The organism is Aequorivita sp. IT1282 (genome assembly GCF_058068205.1).
Window position 1 is genome coordinate 430,150 of sequence record NZ_JBYRHR010000003.1, and the last position, 18,413, is coordinate 448,562.

General features: G+C 36.5%; 16 protein-coding genes and 1 pseudogene. 5 read left to right on the top strand and 12 right to left on the bottom strand.

The window, feature by feature from the left end:
• Positions 1-52: 52 nt before the first annotated feature.
• A complete protein-coding gene (locus tag AC3RVG_RS08920; RefSeq protein WP_489691107.1) occupies positions 53-910 on the top strand; it encodes a CvfB family protein in 858 nt (285 codons plus the stop codon).
• Between the two features lie 6 nt (positions 911-916).
• On the opposite strand, the gene AC3RVG_RS08925 is transcribed toward AC3RVG_RS08920, so the two are convergent.
• The 4 genes from AC3RVG_RS08925 to AC3RVG_RS08940 all read right to left on the bottom strand — a co-directional run bounded on the left by AC3RVG_RS08925 (position 917) and on the right by AC3RVG_RS08940 (position 3,651).
• Positions 917-1,540, bottom strand: coding sequence for a MarR family winged helix-turn-helix transcriptional regulator (locus AC3RVG_RS08925; RefSeq protein ID WP_489691108.1), 624 nt, complete (start codon positions 1,538-1,540; stop codon positions 917-919).
• A 58-nt stretch (positions 1,541-1,598) separates the two neighbouring features.
• A complete protein-coding gene (locus tag AC3RVG_RS08930; protein ID WP_489691109.1) occupies positions 1,599-1,832 on the bottom strand; it encodes a thioredoxin family protein in 234 nt (77 codons plus the stop codon).
• Between the two features lie 164 nt (positions 1,833-1,996).
• A complete protein-coding gene (locus tag AC3RVG_RS08935) occupies positions 1,997-2,479 on the bottom strand; it encodes a hypothetical protein (protein ID WP_489691110.1) in 483 nt (160 codons plus the stop codon).
• Between the two features lie 53 nt (positions 2,480-2,532).
• Positions 2,533-3,651, bottom strand: coding sequence for a C1 family peptidase (locus AC3RVG_RS08940; RefSeq protein ID WP_489691111.1), 1,119 nt, complete (start codon positions 3,649-3,651; stop codon positions 2,533-2,535).
• A 132-nt stretch (positions 3,652-3,783) separates the two neighbouring features.
• Here AC3RVG_RS08940 and AC3RVG_RS08945 point away from each other — a divergent pair, with 132 nt between their 5' ends.
• The 3 genes and pseudogenes from AC3RVG_RS08945 to AC3RVG_RS08955 form a co-directional block, all read left to right on the top strand.
• Positions 3,784-4,623, top strand: a complete 840-nt coding sequence (locus tag AC3RVG_RS08945; protein ID WP_489691112.1) for a 1,4-dihydroxy-2-naphthoyl-CoA synthase — start codon at positions 3,784-3,786, stop codon at positions 4,621-4,623.
• Between the two features lie 60 nt (positions 4,624-4,683).
• Positions 4,684-6,090: a leucine-rich repeat domain-containing protein gene (locus tag AC3RVG_RS08950; RefSeq protein WP_489691113.1), complete on the top strand. Its 1,407-nt coding sequence runs from the start codon at positions 4,684-4,686 to the stop codon at positions 6,088-6,090.
• A 638-nt stretch (positions 6,091-6,728) separates the two neighbouring features.
• A pseudogene (locus AC3RVG_RS08955) lies at positions 6,729-6,923 on the top strand (enoyl-CoA hydratase-related protein); the annotation flags it as partial.
• Between the two features lie 32 nt (positions 6,924-6,955).
• Here AC3RVG_RS08955 and AC3RVG_RS08960 read toward each other — a convergent pair.
• Entirely contained in the window at positions 6,956-7,345 is a 390-nt protein-coding gene (locus AC3RVG_RS08960) for a hypothetical protein (protein WP_489691114.1), read from the bottom strand.
• Between the two features lie 411 nt (positions 7,346-7,756).
• Here AC3RVG_RS08960 and AC3RVG_RS08965 point away from each other — a divergent pair, with 411 nt between their 5' ends.
• The gene (locus AC3RVG_RS08965; RefSeq protein ID WP_489691115.1) at positions 7,757-8,122 is read left to right on the top strand and encodes a hypothetical protein; all 366 of its coding nucleotides are present in this window, start codon (positions 7,757-7,759) and stop codon (positions 8,120-8,122) included.
• A 118-nt stretch (positions 8,123-8,240) separates the two neighbouring features.
• Here AC3RVG_RS08965 and AC3RVG_RS08970 read toward each other — a convergent pair whose 3' ends face one another.
• The 7 genes from AC3RVG_RS08970 to AC3RVG_RS09000 all read right to left on the bottom strand — a co-directional run bounded on the left by AC3RVG_RS08970 (position 8,241) and on the right by AC3RVG_RS09000 (position 18,358).
• On the bottom strand, positions 8,241-9,176 hold the full coding sequence (locus tag AC3RVG_RS08970; RefSeq protein ID WP_489691116.1) for a sterol desaturase family protein: 936 nt from the start codon (positions 9,174-9,176) through the stop codon (positions 8,241-8,243).
• Between the two features lie 204 nt (positions 9,177-9,380).
• On the bottom strand, positions 9,381-9,845 hold the full coding sequence (locus tag AC3RVG_RS08975) for a GNAT family N-acetyltransferase (protein ID WP_489691117.1): 465 nt from the start codon (positions 9,843-9,845) through the stop codon (positions 9,381-9,383).
• 100 nt (positions 9,846-9,945) lie between these two features.
• Positions 9,946-11,613, bottom strand: coding sequence for an asparagine synthase B (gene asnB / locus AC3RVG_RS08980; RefSeq protein WP_489691118.1), 1,668 nt, complete (start codon positions 11,611-11,613; stop codon positions 9,946-9,948).
• Positions 11,614-11,991: 378 nt separating this feature from the next.
• Positions 11,992-14,406: an alpha-ketoacid dehydrogenase subunit alpha/beta gene (locus AC3RVG_RS08985; RefSeq protein ID WP_489691119.1), complete on the bottom strand. Its 2,415-nt coding sequence runs from the start codon at positions 14,404-14,406 to the stop codon at positions 11,992-11,994.
• 99 nt (positions 14,407-14,505) lie between these two features.
• Complete coding sequence (locus AC3RVG_RS08990; RefSeq protein WP_489691120.1) at positions 14,506-14,730, bottom strand: hypothetical protein; 225 nt, start codon at positions 14,728-14,730, stop codon at positions 14,506-14,508.
• Positions 14,731-14,815: 85 nt separating this feature from the next.
• Complete coding sequence (locus tag AC3RVG_RS08995) at positions 14,816-17,629, bottom strand: gluzincin family metallopeptidase (RefSeq protein WP_489691121.1); 2,814 nt, start codon at positions 17,627-17,629, stop codon at positions 14,816-14,818.
• 39 nt (positions 17,630-17,668) lie between these two features.
• Positions 17,669-18,358, bottom strand: coding sequence for an LOG family protein (locus AC3RVG_RS09000; protein ID WP_489691122.1), 690 nt, complete (start codon positions 18,356-18,358; stop codon positions 17,669-17,671).
• Positions 18,359-18,413: the final 55 nt, after the last annotated feature.

Here is an 18,413-nt window from a genome sequence, read left to right on the forward strand (position 1 = left end):
TGTGTATACGTATTAATATTTTTTTTTACAATAATAGAGTACCTTTGCAATTATGATAAAACTGGGTGAATACAATACTTTAGAAATCCTTAGGGAAACCGAACCAGGATTATATTTGGGCGATGAAGAAGAAAATGTGGTGCTTTTACCACATAGATACAAGCCAGAAGAATATGAAATTGGCGACAATATTTCAGTCTTTATATATCTCGATAACGAAGAAAGGCCAATAGCTACAACGCTCGAGCCTTTTCTGTTGTTAAACAGTTTTGGGTATCTGCATTGCAGCGACGTTACCGAATACGGTGCTTTTATGGATTGGGGATTGGAAAAGCAATTGTTTGTTCCATTTAAAGAACAAGCACGCCCAATGAAAAAAGGGAACTGGTACATTGTTCACCTATATATAGATGATAAAACCAATCGTTTGGTTGGCTCAAGTAAAACAAACCATTTTCTTCAAAACGAAACTTTAACCGTTGAAGCTTATGAGGAAGTAAATATTTTAGTTACTCACCTCACCGAAAAAGGAGCAAACGTAATTGTGAATGGTGTTCATAAAGGTCTAATTTATATTGAAGATATTTTTGAAGACATCCGCACCGGAGACCGCATGAAGGCCTTTGTTAAAAATATTCGTCCCGACAATAAAATAGATCTTGTACTTCAAAAAGTTGGTTATAAAAGTATAGAGCCAAATGCAAACTTTATTCGCGAAGAATTGGAGGCCGCTGGTGGCTTTTTACCGCTTCACGATAAATCTGACCCAGATACTATTAAAAACATGATGGGGATGAGCAAAAAGAGTTTCAAAAAAGCAATCGGAACACTCTACAAAGACAAGCAGATTACGATAAAAGAAGACGGAATAGAATTAAAGGAAAAGTCAAAAGATACTACAGAAAGTTAAGCGCTGTCACAAAGCTGAAATTTTATTAGATTTTTCCTCAAATTCTGAACAGTCTACGCGTATAGCTTCAGGTTCTAAAGGCTTTTGAAGATATTCGCAATAATCTCTACCATCTTTTTTACTGTGGAATTTACAAGCAAAACAAGTGCGTTGTACACTGATAATCCCCGATTTATTGAGATTATAGATAAGTTTTACGATGGCTTCATAAACAGTTTGTAGTTGTGCATCATCAAAAGTATCAAACTGTTTTTTTAAAGGGTTTGCGTAGTTTTTGGTTACTGAAACCAATTCTTTTCCTTTTTCTGAAAGTATAATGAGAAAACTTCGGCTATCCGAACTTGAATAATCTTTTAAGATAAGTTTTTTCTGATCCAAAGATTTCACCGCATCGCTGATAGTTGGTTTTGTAAGGTCAAATTCCTTTGCCAAATGGCTTACCGTGCAAAGTGCGCTTTTATGATAAGCGATAAAAATAAGAATTTGAATCTGTATAGGGCTTACGCCACATTTTTTGGCTTCTGCCCAAAGGAGGGTTCGGAAAACTTCCGAAATCCGTTCAAGACCCACCACTATTTTATTACTTACACTTTCTTGTTGAAAGGAGGTATCGAAAACACTTTTTTCCATAATAAAGCCTGTTAGGAGTTTAGTCTAACAGGCAAAGTTAGTAATCCTAATCGATTTTTCACCCTTTTACATCAGCCATAGAAGCTCCATAATTTATATGAAGCACATTGCCAGTGGGTGTAACTAAGGCCGGAACAGATTTTACCCCAGCGTTTTCAGCTTCTTTGATTTTAGATTTTTCTTCACCCAAATGCACAACTTCAACAGTTGCCGGATCCATAAGTTCTAGAATTTCGTGCTCGGCATTTAAACAAACCGGACAACCAGCGTGATAAAAAATAGACTTTTTCATAATTATGAAAGATTTAAGTTTGAAAGCAATATTGCCTCAACAAATATAGTAAGGAATCCTAACAATATAAAATAAAGATTGTTTTATTTTATAATAAGCTCATTAAGGTAGCAAGAAAGCACCTTCAAAAAAAAGAAGATTGTAATAGGGAAGATGATATAAAACTATTGTGAATACGGGCCATAAGCTCCATAACCTACATAAAAACCACTACGCCTAGATGGACGTTGGTAAAAACCGTAAGAATAGGGCATAAGTTCTGGTCTTAAATACCCTCGCGACTCTTTATATGAAATGTTCTTTACAGACGTTGAGCCATCGGCACTGTAACTGCTGTTACCTCCGTAAACTCCGTATTCTCTCGGATTTAAAGATATTTTAAGATCAGATTTTACATAACTTTCGCTTGTAGCCATGGCATCATACATGCTCACAGGTGCGCGATAATTACTTTTATTCATTTTAAATGAAGGAAGCGTATTCGTGATTTTTTTTGAAAAATCTGAATTCGATAACGATGAAGTGCTTATCAAACTTTCAATTTCTGGCAATTTTACAAAGTCTAATTTGTATTTATTGCTCTCAAAATCCAATTGCCCCGAAGCAATCAGTGGAAGTATTAAAAGAAGAAACAATAGCTTTTTCATTGCAACAAAGATATCAAAATTTGAGCCAACTTTAAGTTCAATTTCGGCTTGATCTATAAGCTTAATTTTTTAGCGGTGCTTTCAGGAATTGCATCTTCGTGCACGGTAATACTTATTGCTTTTAAACGCATATAAGCTTCACTAAAATATACATAACCACCATTGGCAACCCGCGTTTCGTCCGTGCCCCAACTGTTTTTTACTTTGTAATATTTTGTACCGTTCTGATCGCGAAGCAATCCAGTAATGTGCATTAAATGATCGTCTGTAGTATTGTAATTCTCAAATTCCTCTTGACGATATTCTTGAGTAACTTTCTTTTCTGGATAGATTCCTTGCAATGCTTTTACATTATTCACATCATTTTCAGGAATAATGGCAACACCATCTTTAGACGAAAAACTGCGCTCACTTACATCGCAATCTAACTCAATCGTAAAACCTTTTTCCAAAGCATTATCAATTGTCGCCATCATTTCGTCTAGTGGCACATTGTAAAAACTACCATTGCTCCAGTTATCCGGAATGTTTAATATAAATTTTGAATAGAAAGGAGCCTGCGTAAAACTGCTAATATTTATATATTCTTTTGGCTGAATTTTGGTCATTGCCAAAAAGGTTTGGGGAGTGTATTGTTTCCCTTCAAACGTAAAATTCTGAATGTTTTCACCAATATAAGTGTCTAGAACCGCTGCAATAGCTGGTTTCCACTTAGCACTCAATTTCTTTCCTGGATTATCCACATATGTTTTTAGCATCGCTTCCAAAACGGCAACCATCTCGGCGTGGTTGTATTTTGTTTCTCCGGCAAACATTCCGCTAAATGCTTCGTTCGGAACTAGACCGTATTTTTCTACGGAATTCATCACATCGTGCGCCAATCCGCCCTCACTGAACTGCGCTTTTCCCTGACGCATAATAAAATTTTCGGCTTTCAGCGGGTAAGTGTTGCGCACTTGGTACATTTCACTTAAATCAATTTTCTTTCCCGTAAGGCGAATAATTTCACTTTCCAAAAATGATGTGCTACTAAAACTCCAACAAGTTCCCGTAGTTCCTTGACTTATTACAGCCGTCGTTTCAAGGTCTGTAACAGTTGTGAATTTGTAAGCTTCTTGAGCACTAATAGTTAAAGTGAAAAGAAATATAAAGAAAAGAATAAAATGTTTCATCGGTTTTTGTCTGGTCGAGCGCAGTCGAGACCTTTTTTAATTTACAAATTATAATGACCTCTCGACTGCGCTCGAGGAGTCATTGCCTTATTTAAAATTTTGATTTCATATATTTACGCTAAAATAACAATTATGAGTTCACCCAACTGGAAAACTGTAAAAGAATATACCGATATCACCTATAAAAAATCTGAAGGCGTGGCGCGTATTGCTTTCAACAGGCCCGATGTTCGAAATGCATTTCGCCCAAAAACCACTGCCGAATTGCTCGATGCTTTTCACGATGCACAGGAAGATACTTCTATTGGCGTGGTATTGCTTTCTGCTGAAGGACCTTCTTCTAAAGATGGTGTGTATAGTTTTTGCAGCGGCGGCGACCAAAAAGCGCGTGGCCACCAAGGCTATGTGGGTGAAGATGGGTACCATCGTTTAAATATTCTCGATGTACAGCGATTGATTCGTTTTATGCCGAAAGCCGTAATCTGTGTTGTTCCGGGCTGGGCTGTGGGTGGCGGACATAGTTTACACGTAGTTTGCGATTTAACTTTAGCAAGCGAGGAACACGCAATCTTTAAACAAACTGATGCCGATGTAACTAGTTTCGACGGTGGTTATGGAAGTGCGTATCTAGCAAAAATGGTAGGGCAGAAGCGGGCTCGTGAAATATTTTTCCTCGGAAGAAATTACAGTGCAAAAGAAGCTTTTGATATGGGGATGGTAAACGCCGTTGTTCCTCATGCCGAATTGGAAAATACCGCATATGAATGGGCACAGGAAATTCTTGCTAAAAGTCCTACCTCCATTAAAATGCTGAAGTTTGCAATGAATCTTACTGACGATGGAATGGTGGGCCAACAAGTTTTTGCAGGAGAAGCCACACGTCTTGCTTATATGACGGAAGAAGCCAAAGAAGGCCGCGATGCTTTTCTCGAAAAACGCAAGCCTAATTTTAATAAGCAGTGGTTACCATAATATTCGTTATCGGAATTATGTTTTTTGTATAATTGTAATCTTGGAAATTAAATTTCAAATATGAATAAACCAATAACTATTATAGCATTTATTTTATTTTCGTCTTTAGGTTTTGCCCAAATAGTAAATATTCCAAACTCAAACTTTAGAAATGCGCTCTTAAATTCAAATTGTGTGGATCTTGATGGAGATCATCAAGGTGATATTCCTGCGGACTTAAATAATGATGGGCAAATACAAGTTTCTGAAGCGGAATCGGTTATAGGATTAATTGTTAATGATAGAAATATTTCTTCCTTACAGGGCATTCAAAGTTTTACAAATTTGGAGTTTTTATATTGTAGTGATAATCCATTAAGCACAATAGATTTATCGCAGAATATTGAGCTTGTAACACTTTGGTGTTTCCGCACTAACCTTACCGAGATTGATGTTTCCAATAGTCTCAACCTTGAAAATTTTAGAGTATTTAATAATTCTATTTCCACTGTTGATTTATCTCATAATCCAAATCTAAAATATATTGATCTCACAGGAAATAATTTAGGGGTTTTAGATATTAGCCAAAACATAGCGCTCAGACAATTGGATTGTCCCGGAAATAATCTAACTTCCTTAGACCTCTCAGCAAATATAAACTTGGAAAGTATTTGGTGTTCTGGAAACCCTCTTAATAATTTGGATACCTCGCACAATATAAATTTAAAAAATTTATATTGTGCGTACACACCTATCAGAAACTTTGACTTAAGCCAAAATGTTAATCTGGAGGGTTTGTCTATTTTTTCCAGTGGCCTGACCTCAATTGACGTTTCACTAAATCCATCGCTTACTTTTATCGATGTAAATCATAATAACATCTCAACTTTAGATACAAGCCAAAATCCTCTGTTAAATACATTGTTGGCAGATAGTAACCAGCTTGTTTCTCTTAACTTTCAGAATAATCCGCTGATGGATTGGATAAGTGTTGTAGACAATAACTTTGAAGTATTGGATTTTTCCCAACTACCATACCTTAGATATATTGATGGAAGACTAAACGATTTGCAAACGATGAACGCTAAGAGCGGAAATAATACCTTTCTCGAATATTTTAATCTTACCGATAACCCCGACTTACTATGTATTGAAGTAGACGATGTAAATTATGCTAATTCACAGTCCAATTGGTTTAAAGACCCAATTGCAAATTACTCTGAAGAATGTATTTTGGCTATCTCTTCCTTTTCACCAGAACCTTCAATACTTCTTTATCCAATTCCCGTAAAAGAAAAATTTTATATTAAAGGAGTCACCGTTGGTAATGTAAAGATTAAAATCTTTTCAGTCGTTGGCACTGAGTTATTTTCAAAAGAAATTGACGGAAATACTCCAGTTGATTTAACAAATTTTAATTCAGGTATTTATATAGTTGATATTGAGCAGGCGGATAAACATTATATTAAACGTATAATTAAAAATTAGACGCAACAACACCTTTTATTCCCAATTGAGTTTATTACCTAACAATTTTCTTTAAGTGCGAGCAAAGATGAATACCTCTGACTCGTCAAAATTATATTAATTAAAGATACTCATGCCGAAGGAATTTTGTTGGTTTATTCAAGATATGGAAGATTACATAAAATTGGATTTAAATCTACATAAAACAGTTTTTTAATATAGGAATGGGCTTTCTGAATTTGATGTTTAACCGCATTGAATTCTGTTTTTTCTAAATTCACGATACTAAAATAACTGCCATATTAAACTTCTTCAACTTTTTCGGATTGCCTGCCTGTGTTGCATTGCGGGAGTTTTTTCCCAAAATGAAACTGCTGCACAAAACAAGCCGTCCATTTTTCAGAGAATAACGGAAGGGGTGAAGAATTACAAATTGGATACGTTAACTCCGTCCGATGATAAAAGCACCAAGCTTATCATGAAACTTGGGGAACTTAAAGGTGGTTTTAACATCACTGAATTTCTTCAATATAAAATGGAGGAGGAAAGCCAAAAGCTGGAAAACGACACCGAGAAATTCCGGAAGGTGAAGGATTTCTTTACGAATGGTAACTGCAAAAAAGGGTTGGCCAATGCGGTGATTAATATTTATCATGACCATTATACTGAAAAGTCCTACCTCCATTAAAATGCTGAAGTTTGCAATGAATCTTACTGACGATGGAATGGTGGGCCAACAGGTCTTTGCAGGGGAAGCCACACGTCTTGCTTATATGACGGAAGAAGCCAAAGAAGGCCGCGATGCTTTTCTTGAAAAACGCAAGCCTAATTTTAATAAGCAGTGGTTACCTTAAGTTTTGTTTTCAATATTCTGAAATTATTCGCTTCACTTTAATTGCTTTTCTTCATTTAATATTTCGTGCACCCAACCCATAGCTTCACTAAGGGTTGGAAAGGTGGCGAACTTTTTTTTGTAAAAAATACTTTCTAGCAGCGCATTCGATTTTGCAATTTCATTTTTAGTAACGATGGCAATAGCTAATAAGTTGTGAATTTTGGAGGTTCCCAAGTAAGTTAATGGATCTACTGCGTACGAAAAATGGCGGTTGGAGAGATATACTAAATCTTTATTTAAAAAATGCAAATCGATAATTTGTCGCAACTCATAATTGTGTTCGGGTTTAACTGTAACACCTTCTCTTATTTGTGTTATCAGAAATTGGTCGAAAACAAATACCTCACAATGTGGAAAATTATAATAGTGAAACATGCTCATAGCGAAGTAGATTTGTGGTTGTTTAAATATAGAAAATTTTTCGGTCGTGAATTACACATTTTGCAATATATTAAGATTATTTTTAAGTAAAATTAAAAATTGTTTGAATATTTATTTATAAAATAATTTAACTTTCTATTTCGATTATTGAATTATCAGTGCGATGTTGGCGTACACGTCTGGGGGGCGTGGGGTCTTAAGTTCTATAGTTTAGCTTATATTTTACAGTGGCACATTTTTTCAATTTTACAATTAATAAATATTAGACTTTGATGCTAATCTGCTGGTTATCACAAATTCAATATTTATAAAAACCATTTCAACTATTTTTTTTTATTACATTTAATAAATATTTCAACTAACGCGATAGGCGAAAAGCATATAGAGTAGCCAACAATCAAAACATATATTATGAAAAAAATAACCATTTTATTTCTCTTTGTTGCGGTGTTTTTTACTGCTTCTTTGACCGCACAAAATTATGAGCTGAGATTCGACGTTGTGAACCATACAGGACTTAGCCTTTATGGAGTATACATTACAGACACAAATCAAAATAACTGGGGCGACGACATTATTCCCTATGATAGATTTGAAACTGACACGATGGTAAATGTTTCCATCCCAATTGCTGATGAAACGTTATGCGACTACGATATTCGAATTACCGATGATGAAGGTAACTCCGTAGATTTTTCAGATGTAGATTTTTGTATACTTCAAACACTTACCCTGCTAATGGATAGTGATGGCAACCTATATTATACGGTTGAATAATAATTAATTATCTAATCAAACAGAAACGCCGGAAGATTATCTTCCGGCGTTTCTATTAAATGTAGATTCTATTAATTTTAGTTTTGACCACTGACCACTGACCACTGACCACTGACTACTAACTATCAACTGCAACCCCTTCCTCTCTCAGCTTCCTTCGCATTTGCTTTATAGTTAGTGTGCTTCCGTCGTGGCTCCAACCCGGAGACCCAAAAGCATACATAAACTTGTCGCTCCATTTTTTAGACTTCTTCATATCTTCCCAAATATTCTTGTATTCGTGGGTTAATATAACGTAGAGGTTGTAAGAGTTAGGAGGCGTGGAAACCCCGTATTCAATGTCAATAGAATCGTCTAGTTCTTTCCAAGTACCAAAAACTCTATCAAAAACATTTAAAAAACCTCCGTGGTTTTTGTCCATATATTCAAGATTCCGTGCGTGATGCACTTGATGCATTGTATGTGTGTTCATAAAAGTTTCAAAAAAGCCTAACTTTTTTATATACTTAGTATGCAATTGAAACTGCCATAACGCCTCAATTCCCAAACAAACAACGAGCATTTCTGGAGGAAAACCAATTATAACTATCCAAACATAAAAGAATGGTTTGTATAAAATAGTAAACCAACCATTGCGAACCGCAGTTCCTAAATTGAAATTATCTGAAGAATGATGCACAATATGTGCCGCCCATAAAAATCGCACCATATGGTTTTGCCTATGAAACCAGTAATAGGTATAATCGTCTAAAAGCATACAGATTATCCATAAATACCAAGCATAGCCGAAAGATTCATAGCCCATAATATTTGTGCGTACCCCATCAACTAGCGGGTTAAAAAGGTCGTATGCAAAATTAAAAACCAGGATGATGGAAACCGTTTTTATAAGTGCACCTAGCACTGCAGACCCAATACCAAGCGATAGACTTGATATAAAATCCTTCCATTTGTATAGTTGCTTGTCGTCAAGAGTTTTGCTGTAAGAAAGCTCTAAGGCTATTAATCCTAAAAAACAAGGAACCCCGTAAACTAGCGGGTTAGTGAAATCCATTTATTGTAAATTTTAAGTAAAGTAGGTTGTAGATGGTGCTAATTTCCGCAAGATATGATTTATAACACTCTTTGTTGTGCTTGAATGGGATAATTTTAATCGTTAATCATTTAATTACAATAAAGTAAGTTTTAAAATAGATTACAAGTATCCTCGTTTTTATAAATTATCTTTTAGGGTAGTGTGCGTATATGATGCCAGCTATTATTTTGTCCATCTAATTTTTACAGCAGATATTTTTTCAATTTCTAATCTGTCTTCAGTTAATATTTCAAAACCTTTTTTTAAATAAAAACTTAGAGGCGAATTAAAAAATTTTCCGTCCTTCTTTTTGTCATTGTTATGATCAATTACCCAACCATTTAATTCAGTTTCCTTTTCCTTTGCAAGGTTAAGAATAATTGTTCCGTAGCCTTTACCCTGAAGTTTTGAATCTAAAATTATAGCAAACCACTTTTCATTTTCACGCATAAAATCAAAATACCAACCTTTAATTGTTTGATTTTCATTTAGCATTAAAATATGTGATTGTTCAATTAAATTTCCAAGATAATTTTCAAATTCCGCAAGCGATTGATAATTCAATTTTTCTGGATATTCATTATTCCACAAATTGAAAATTTCTTTTTTATCAGTTACTGAAAGCTCCGTCCGCGTAATAAATTTCACGTAGTATGTTGTTTGGTTAAATTGAAAACAAATTTAAAAGACTAGTTAAAAGGAATGTGCAGCTAATTTAGCAATTTCCAAATACACTCACCACTCACAACTACTTCAAATAAGCATCCGAATGTACATTCTTAACCGCCCGTCCGCTTGGGTCATTCATATTCTTAAAACTCGCATCCCATTCCAATGCTATCGGGCTACTGCAAGCCACAGAGGGTACTGAGGGTACACAGAGCGCTGCAGTATCGCTTGGGAAATGTTCCGCAAAAATGCTTCGGTAATAGAATTCTTCTTTGCTACTTGGAGTTTGTAATGGAAACTTATATTTCGCATTTGCAAACTGATCGTCGGTTACTTTTTCATTTACCATTTCCTTTAAAGAGTCAATCCAACTGTAACCCACGCCGTCGCTAAATTGTTCTTTTTGTCGCCACGCCACGCTTTCTGGCAGCATATCTTCAAAAGCTTTTCTGAGCACCCATTTTTCCATGCGTTCACCATTTATCATTTTGTCTTGTGGGTTAATACGCATGGCAACATCCATAAATTCTTTATCTAAAAAAGGAACGCGACCTTCAATGCCCCAACTAGCAAGCGATTTGTTTGCGCGCAGACAGTCATACATATGTAATTTGTCTAGTTTGCGAACGGTTTCTTTATGAAGTTCCTCGGCATTTGGCGCTTTGTGAAAATATAGATAGCCACCAAAAATTTCATCAGAACCTTCACCGCTAAGCACCATTTTTATACCCATTGCCTTAATTGCACGAGCCATTAAATACATTGGTGTACTGGCCCGAATAGTTGTAATATCGTAAGTTTCTAAATGATAAACTACATCGCGGATGGCATCTAATCCTTCCTGGATAGTAAATTTTATTTCGTGATGAACGGTTTTTAAATGATCTGCAACTTTCCGAGCGGCTTCCAAATCTGGGCTTCCCTCAAGGCCGATAGCAAAACTGTGAAGTTTGGGCCACCAAGCTCCTTCGGTGTCTTCGCTCTCTATTCGTTTTTCAGCGTATTTTTGAGCAATTGCAGAGGTTATCGAAGAATCTAATCCTCCAGAAAGTAAAACTCCGTACGGCACATCACTCATTAATTGGCGGTGTACAGCGGCTTCTAATGCTTTACGAAGTTCAGCAATTTCTGTTGCGTTGTCCTTTACGTTTTCATAATCCATCCAATCGCGAGTGTACCAACGTTTCAATTCGCCTTCGCGGCTATCTAAATAATGGCCAGGAGGGAAGAGTTCAATCTTGGTGCATACACCTTCTAAAGCTTTTAATTCTGAAGCTATATAAAAGGTTCCGTTTTGGTCCCAACCCATATATAAAGGTATTATTCCCATATGGTCGCGCGCTATAAAATAGTTGTCGTTTTCAACATCGTAAAGCGCAAAGCCGAAGATACCGTTCATTTCATCTAAGAATGAAGCGCCTTTTTCTTTGTACAACGGAAGAATAACTTCGCAATCACTTTTAGTTTGAAAGTCATAATTCTTGAATTGCTTCCGAAGTTCCGAATGGTTATAAATTTCGCCATTTGCGGCTAGCACAAGGTTTTTATCACTGCTTAAAAGCGGTTGCTTCCCTGAAGTAGGATCTACAATTGCTAGTCGCTCATGAGCCATAATAGCTTTGTCGTTACTAAAAATTCCACTCCAATCTGGTCCGCGATGGCGGATACATTTTGCCATCGATAATACTTGAGGTCTCAATGCCTCAGCAGACTCTTTAAGTTTAAATGCACATACAATTCCACACATATTATTCCCGCGAAAGCGGGAATCTCAACCGAGATTCCCAACCCGTTAAGCGGCCTCCTTGTTTTAGGCTCCTGCTAATTATAGGAACTTAGTTAGTAATAATTTTATTTGATGTTTCATCTTAATCTCTGTCTAATCCAAAAACTGGCTTTGGAGATTCCTGCCTTCGCAGGAATTCAAAAAAAAAGCCCGTCAGGAAAAAACCTGACGGGCTGTATATCGCGACAAGTTTTAGTTACGGGAGCTCGTTATTATTATTATTAATATTTAAGCTTAAATGTAACATAGACTTGTTTGTTTTCTTTAATTGTGAATTACGAAAGTAGAATAAATATTTTAAACCGACATAATTCTTTTTAATAAATTGCGAAAATTGATTTAGCGCAGCTTTGGAAAACCACTTGGATTTGCCTCGTGCATAATGTCATAAACCTTTTCATAAACATCTTCTATTGAAGGTTTCGTGAAATAATCGCCGTCGGTGCCATACGGCGGACGATGATCTTTAGCTGAAAGTGTTTGTGGTTTGCTGTCTAGGTGTCTATAACCGCCTTGTGTTTCTACAATATGGTTTAAAATATAGGCAGATGCACCACCGGGCACATCTTCGTCTATAACGAGAAGCCTGTTGGTTTTAGCAACACTCTTTACCATATCGTGATTAATGTCTAACGGTAGTAAGCTTTGTACATCTATTATTTCCGCATCAATACCTGCTTGCTGAAGCTCTTTTGCTGCATCCTCAACGATTCTTAAAGTACTTCCGTAGGAAACTAACGTAATGTCTTTTCCTTCTTTAATAGTTTCCACAACTCCAATTGGTGTTCTGAATTCGCCTAAGTTATTTGGCATTTTTTCCTTTAAGCGGTAGCCGTTTAAGCATTCTATAACTAGTGCTGGTTCGTCGGTCTCCAATAAAGTATTGTAAAAACCTGCAGCTTTAGTCATATCTCTTGGAACCAAAATATACATTCCACGAAGCAAATGAATTAATCCGCCCATTTGCGAACCACTATGCCAGATTCCTTCTAGCCTATGGCCGCGTGTACGAACAATCAACGGTGCTTTTTGCGTGCCGTTGCTTCTGTAACGAACGGTCGCCAAATCATCACTCATTATTTGAATACAATACAATATATAATCAAGATATTGAATTTCGGCAATAGGGCGGAGGCCACGCATAGCCATCCCAATTCCTTGTCCAAGAATAGTCGCTTCGCGAATTCCAACATCGGCAACTCGTAATTTGCCGTATTTTTCCTGCATTCCTTCCAAACCTTGATTTACGTCGCCAATCTCGCCGCTGTCTTCCCCAAAAATTAAGACGTCTGTATGTTTGGTAAACATGGCGTCAAAATTATCTCTTAAAACTACACGTCCGTCTACATCTTCGGCATCATCAGCGTAGGAGGGAAGTACTTCCTTAATTGTTCTAGCATTCTCCGTGGCTTCAGAATAAAGGTGTGCGCCGTATTTAGGTTGAATTAATTCGTAATAATTCGTAATCCAATCCTGAAGTTGTTTCTTTTCAGAAGAATCTTCACTTACAACATATCGCAACGCTTTTCTGGTAGCGGTGAGAATATCTCTACGATAAGGCTCTTTTTCGGAAGCCAATTCGTTTTTTATTTTTTCAATGAAACTTTTGTTAGCGCTGCTTTCGGCTAAATTGCTAAGAAAAACAATCGCTTCTTGCTGTTCCTTCTTTTGTGGCGCAACAAATGCTTCCCAAGCAGCTTTTTTACCGTCGCGAACTTTTTTCTTTATCTCTTTTTCTATTTCAACTAAAGCTTCGTCAGTAGCAATTTCACTCTCAAGAATCCACTCGCGCATCTTTACGTTGCAATCGTATTCTGTTTCCCACGCTAATCGTTCTTTGCTTTTGTAACGTTCGTGAGAGCCGCTAGTACTATGGCCTTGTGGCTGCGTTAATTGTTGAACGTGAATTAAAACGGGAACGTGTTCTTCGCGTGCAATTTTTGATGCACGGTTATAAACATCAACAAGGTCTGAATAATCCCAACCTTTTACACGGATGATTTCATAACCGTCTTCTTCCTCGTTACGTTGGAAACCTTTTAAGATTTCAGAAATATTTTCTTTAGTAGTTTGGTGCTTTGCGTGAACGGAAATTCCATATTCATCATCCCAAACGCTCATAACCATTGGTACTTGTAGTACGCCGGCTGCATTTATGGTTTCCCAAAATAAGCCTTCGCTGGTACTTGCATTTCCAATAGTTCCCCAAGCAACTTCGTTACCGTTGATAGAAAAATTGGTTTTGTTTTCAATTCCGCTTACGTTTCTAAATATTTTTGAAGCTTGTGCCAAGCCCAATAAACGAGGCATTTGCCCAGCTGTTGGTGAAATATCAGCACTGCTATTTTTTTGTTGTGTAAGGTTTTTCCAGCTACCGTCTTCATTTAAGCTGTGGGTTGCAAAGTGACCACCCATTTGCCTTCCGGCACTCATCGGGTCTGCTTTTATATCAGTATGCGCATATAATCCTGCAAAAAACTGCTCGATAGTCAATTTGCCAATTGCCATCATAAAAGTCTGGTCGCGGTAGTATCCGCTGCGCCAGTCGCCATTTTGGAATGCTTTTGCCCAAGCCAGTTGTGGCACTTCTTTCCCGTCGCCAAAAATTCCAAACTTCGCTTTCCCTGTTAGCACCTCGCGACGCCCTAGTAGACTACATTCACGGCTGGTAACAGCAATTTTATAATCTTTTAAAACTGTTTCTTTAAAATCGTTAAAGGAAATCTCGCCGTTTGTCTTTGGGTCTGTCTGCATGAAATTTATTTTTAGGAATACAAAAATAGCAAAATTGAGGGTGTTTCGCAATGCTAAATTGAGTACTGTGAATTTTAAAAGGTAAGCCTTTTTATCGTTTTATTTCGTTTTTGAGGGAAGGAGCTTCACAATCAGCAACCTAAGCAATAAAATAAATGGAAAACCGTGAAGCAAAACATCAAACCAATCTGCCGCTTGCATTCCCTCGGCACCACCTGTAATCCATTTCACTTTCCCCCAAATATGTGGTTCGGGAAAGAAAGGAGCCAAGCCAAGCGTAAGACAAAGTAATAAGATGATTCGCCAGTTATTTAGTATTTGCATTATGGTTTTTGAAATTTGCTATTTGTTATTTGGAATTTGTTATTTGGAATTTGTTATTTGGCGTTTGTTATTTGGAATTTCAACCCTAGTACCATCTTCGCGTAAAAAGCCCCAATAAAGTCTTCGGGCTTAAAGTAACGATAAATCTTACCTTTTCATCATAATGTGGCAGGTTTGGTTCAAAACCTAAATCTGAATAGATTGGAAAATACAATTCAAAATAATCTGCAACCAAACTCAGCCTAATACCACTGTCAAAAACAGCATTTATGCCACGCTCTTTATTCGCTACTAATCCCACATCGCTATAGGCATAAATCCATTTCCAAATATTGGTGCTTGCATTTACGGTAGCCATCCAACTGTTTGCAAATGCAGGTTTTAACTGCGATTTAAAGCCACCTTCGGCAATTATGAGTTGTTGGCTAAAAAGGCCTGAATTTTCGCTTCGGCCATAATAATTATAATCGAAAAGATAATCGTTTGGACGATCCAGTGCAAAACTGAAGAAATCCTCATTTTCTCTCGTATCGTTAAAAAGAAATACCCCCGCGAAAAAACGAAGATTTAATTGACGGTTGCTTAAAAAGAGTTTTCGGTATTCAAAATCTACAGATAGCTTGCTGAATTTCGAAGAAATTTCATAATCTACAACCCCTCTAAAATAATTAATTAGATTCGGATTAGAGTAAACATACTGCATATTGAAAACACTGTAGTTTGGCTCTTGATCGGGATCATTAGGATTTTCGTCTCTGTAAACATTTACGTTTCTCAGGTTTATGAATTGCTTTTCATTATCTCTTAAATCCTTATTTCGGAAGGCAAATGTGATGTATGGCGTAAATTTTTTATAAAATAATCCACGGTCGTAGGAGTAATAATTCCCAGAAAACCCATAACGCATAGCGTATAATTCTCCTTGATCCATAGCCTGCAAATAACTTACAGAAGCCCTCCCAACGAGTGTTTTAGAGCGAAACCCAAACTGTGGCTCCACGCTATAATGCACTGCCTTTGGCAGCACCGTTTTGTTGTAAAGTCGCAGTCCAGCCGAAACCCCATCATAAAGGTTATATTCAAAGATGGGCATAAAGAAAAACTGAGTGAACTTAGGGTCTTCCACATCTTGGAAAAGACGAAACTGGACAGGTTTATTGAATAATCCTTCTACAGCTTTATAGTTATTTCTAAGATTGTATTCTGGAATTCTTCCTTCGTAATTTAAAGCAAGTTTTTTAATGTTTTCCGCAGGGATGGTAATAGATGTTATACTATCCATGGGCTTTGTCCACGTTTTATAGACAATTTCATCATCGTTTAAACCGTAAAGCGAAATAGGCAATTCACTTTTTCTATTGTTCTTTATAAAAACCTTCAATGAATCCCCTTGCTTTTCAACTCTTTTTATTTTGAAATCAATGGTAGTTCGGGTATCGGCAAAATCTTCAAAAAACCAATTGATTGGGAGATCTGTTTTGCTCGTGAGTAATTCTTCAAAATCTGAAGTTTTTACGGGTTTCAATTTATTTGTTAAGTAAAACTCTTTAATACTCTCATTTATAATATAATCGCCTATGTAATCATTCAAATAACGCAAACCACTTCCGCCGTAATAGCCGTTGGCAATATTCATATTAAATTTCAACAACGAATCTTTCGGAGTAGTTAAAGCTTGGTGAATATTGCTGCGCGCCATATTTAAATAAAGCATCGAATATTGATCGTTAAATTCTAATTCTGCCGCGTGCGCCCAACGTATAATCCACCAATCACTAAGATTGCCTATTATCTTCATTTTCGGATAATAGGTGTCTACATATTCCATCATCAAATAAATCTGAAGCGCATCTTGCAACCAATAATCTTTACGCGAATCTAAAATGAGGGTGTTTTGAATATAATGCCGAGTGATGGTTTTTAACTGCTCCATATCATATTCAAAACCATCGGGATACGGACTTATAAAACTGGGCAATTGGTTAAGACCATAAACAGGATTTGTTCTGTAGTCTGTGTCGCTGATAACCATTTTTTTAAACGGATAGGGGCCGAGTTTTTCATCTAAAAAATGTGCGATTCTATCAATCAACAACGCCTGCACCGGTGGATTTATCTTGCCACTTTGCAAGTTTGTTACTATCGATAACTTATCGGTTTCAATAGTTTCGAAGTTTGGATTTTTGTCTAGGTAGAGAACAGTGCTAATCCTGTAGCTACCTTCAAGAGAGATATTCTTTTTGTTTTCTGAAATATCTTCCGAAACCAAATCTAAATCTGAGGTTACAGAATAATTCTTTGGAATATGAAGCGTAATTGAAAACTCCGAAGGAGATAAATAGAGATCGAAGGTGTTCTTATTGCTATAAATTTGCCATTCGCCGTTATAAACTGCTGGCGAAATATACCAATCTCGCAATTTAAAATTAGCTTGTTTATCCACCCCAAAGCGTGTAAACTTACTGTCGGGAACTTTTACTACATAGTCTAAATTGAAAGTGTAACTATCGCCCGGGTAAATTATTTTTTCAGGAATAACCTTCAGAATATCTACTTCATCTCCGCGCTGCCATTGTATTGGAATTGAAGAATTGTTGTAAATTTTTTCAATAGTTGTTCTCCCGCGATCTTCTTCTTTTTCAAATTGAAAAGAACTGTCATAGTTTTCACCAAAACGCTTCCCTAACGGACTCGTTTTAGAAGAAAAACTATTAGCCCAATCAAATAAATAAAGCACTTTTAACGTATCTGTAGAAGTGTTTTTATAGGTAAGTTGTTGTTTAATTGAAAGCGTCTTTTGCCCAGGGTTCAGCGTGGCGTCAATATTTATAATATGCTGCGCCTTCGCTTGAATTACCAAACAAAATAGAAATAGAAATATGATTCTTTTAGCTAACAAAAATTTGTATGAATTTAAAAATTGGTGAGACCGAAAAAATTAAAAGTTCGGGCTTAGATTGTATTCATTATAGAAATCATTCAAGATTTTAAGTACTTCATCTTCAGTATCTACTAAATGAACCAAGTCTAAATCTTCGGGGCTAACGTTGTTATTGGCTTCCACTAGTGTAGTTTTTATCCATTCGAATAAACCACCCCAGAATGCGGTGCCCACTAATATAATTGGAAATTTATCAATTTTATGTGTTTGAATAAGCGTTAACGCTTCAAAGAATTCGTCCAAGGTACCAAAGCCGCCGGGCATTACAACAAATCCTTGGGAGTATTTTACAAACATTACTTTGCGCACAAAAAAGTAATCAAAATCAATGCTTTTATCACTGTCAATATAAGGATTGTCGTGCTGCTCAAAAGGTAATGTAATATTCAATCCTACCGAAGTTCCACCAGCCAAATGCGCGCCTTTGTTTCCCGCTTCCATAATCCCCGGGCCACCGCCAGTAATAACGCCATAACCGTTTTCGGTAATTTTTTTAGCTATATTTTCTGCAAGTTTATAATGAGGATTATCGGGTTTAGTTCGGGCAGAACCAAATATGGAAACACACGGGCCAATGCGGCTCATTTTTTCGTAACCATTCACAAACTCTCCCATGATTTTAAAAATCGCCCACGAGTCGTTCGTTTTTACTTGATTCCAGTTTTTCGGTATTTGTTCGTCTCTCATTCCGTTTAATTCAATGTTAAAAATATAAAATTCAAGGTTTCTAAATACTAAACCT